Annotated in this window: 2 protein-coding genes; both read right to left on the reverse strand. The window is 64.2% G+C overall.

The annotated features are described in order from the left end of the window. Window positions 1–91: 91 nt before the first annotated feature. Window positions 92–1126, reverse strand: a complete 1035-nt coding sequence (locus AC5JJ6_RS11240) for an alpha/beta fold hydrolase (RefSeq protein WP_496042113.1) — start codon at window positions 1124–1126, stop codon at window positions 92–94. 84 nt (window positions 1127–1210) lie between these two features. Beyond that, the gene (locus AC5JJ6_RS11245; protein ID WP_496042114.1) at window positions 1211–2020 is read right to left on the reverse strand and encodes a YsnF/AvaK domain-containing protein; all 810 of its coding nucleotides are present in this window, start codon (window positions 2018–2020) and stop codon (window positions 1211–1213) included. Between the last annotated feature and the right edge of the window lie 63 nt (window positions 2021–2083).

Raw genomic sequence — 2083 nt, forward strand, 5'->3', positions numbered from 1 at the left:
CGACCTACACAGGCAAAGGCATTCGCACAGGTCAATCTCTTCGGCCCTTGGTATTATGTCAGCGTCTATGGCCTTCAGCCGCTGACGCGCGTCAAGTCCCGGTCAAAACCGGCGCTTCGACCCCGGCTCTCCGTTCCGATACCGCTTCGACCGCCTCGGCGACCTCATCCGGGACGGCGTAATGGACCATGTGTCCGGCACCGGGAACCAGCCGGAGGACGCTGCCGGGAAGCTGCTGATGGAGCCACCGGGCATGGTCCTCGTGATCCACGATCCTGTCCTCGGTGCCGGCTATGATCGCGATCGGAATGTTCAGCTCGCGGATGCGGTCCGCCATCCCGAACACGGCGGGCACCATCGAGACGGCATCCTGGGATTCGGCGCGGATTTGCGACGGACGCACGGGAAAGCCATAGGGGAAATCCCGCTTGAACCGCTCCGGCACGTCGAGCGGGCCGAACATCGCCTTCACGTTCATCGGCATCAGCGCCGCACCCATCAGCGGGGCGACGGTGTAGCGCAGCACGTCGCCGAACACCGGGATGGCCGGCGCCGCGACCATCGGCACGTCGGCGCGTACCGTGGGTTGGTAATAGCCGCTCAGCACGACCAGACCGCTGACATCGTCCGGCTGGCCAAGCGCGAGTTCCATGGCTACCAGCGCCCCCCAGGAGTGGCCCACCACGATGGGACGCTCGATGCCCAGCCGGAAGAAGGCTTCCGCCAGCAGATCGGCCTGCTCGATCGCCGTCCAGATCGATCCCTGCGGACGTTCGCTGTAGCCGTAGCCCGGCCGGTCGAAGGCGATGACCCGGTGGTTCCGCGCCAAACGGTCGAATACGCCGCTCAGCACGAAGTCCTCGGCGGTCACGACGTTGCCGTGGATGAGCACGACAGGCGGTCCCTCGCCCTTCTCCAGATAGTGCAGCTTGACGCCATCCACGGTGATGAACCGGCCGGCGGGCGGGTGGTCGTGTTCGACCTTGCGCGTCCGCAGGACGTTGTAGACGGCGGTGGCCGCCAGGACGGCAGCCGAAGCCGCGAGGATCGATTTGGTCCGCGATACCGGCGAGCCTTTTTTCACAAGGCCAGCCGCTTGCGAGACGCTTGATCGGAAGCCGTTCACTTAAACTCTCCGGTATGTCAGATGTTCTGGATGCAGGAACGGGCTTCGCATCGGTTCCGTTCAATACGGCTTGTCAAATCCCGCTTACCTGGACTTCCCGGAGCCGTTCGACTTGCCGTCGATGTCCTCGACCGTGACGTCCTGACGCCGTACCGTTCCGCTGACGACGACCTCGCGCTCGCCCGTCGTCTTGTTCAGGGAGACTTCCTCAATCACGTGGGCCTGCTTGGAAACGACCGGCTTTTCGGAGATCTCGACCATCTCGATCGTGCGCTCCTGGAACGCCTTGTCCGCTTCCTCGGGGCTGAGCGTCCGGCGGGCTTTGTTCCGCTCGACCTCGACCGTCTCGGAGTGCAGGGTGACCGTTTCCTGAACCTCCCGCTCGCTCACCGAAACCTCCAGGCGCTTGCCGCCCGTGGTCCGGGCGACGCCGACTTCAAGCTCCTCCTCGATCACCTGCGCCGACTGGGTCTCCGCTTCGTCGGGCTTCCTGGACTTGCTCCGCCCGGGTTGGGCCGGTTCGGCCTCGATCGCCCTGGGTTTGGCCTTGTGCTTGGACTTGCCGGCTTCTTCGGAGCTTCGCTTCTCCAGCAGTTCCGTCAGCGCCTCGGGCGTCAGGGCGTGGAAGCCCCGCATGGTGTCCAGTGCGTCGTCCGCCTCGTCGTCCGGGGCTTCCGCCACGACCAGGGCGCCGCCGCCGCGCATCGCCTTGGCGTAGCGCTCCGCCTGTTCTTCCTGGTAGCCGGCCTCGATCAGGCTGCTGGAGATCTCGGAGGCGGCGACACCCTCCAGGATGGCGATCACATCTTCTTCAATACCGTTTTCGATCAGCGCATCGGCGACCTTGCGCGCGATATCGCCATTCTCGAATAGTCCAATGATGGAGGTGGTCATGTGTAATTCCATGTGACGGTTTTGAGAAAAAGGGAGTATGCACCGGAGTTTCTCCCCAATGCG

The sequence above is a fragment of the Skermanella sp. genome (assembly GCF_059503625.1).

What these genes read in the sequence shown, in the direction of transcription:
- AC5JJ6_RS11245 (WP_496042114.1), bottom strand. Translation starts at nt 2,020, where the DNA reads ATGACCACCTCCATCATTGGACTATTCGAGAATGGCGATATCGCGCGC.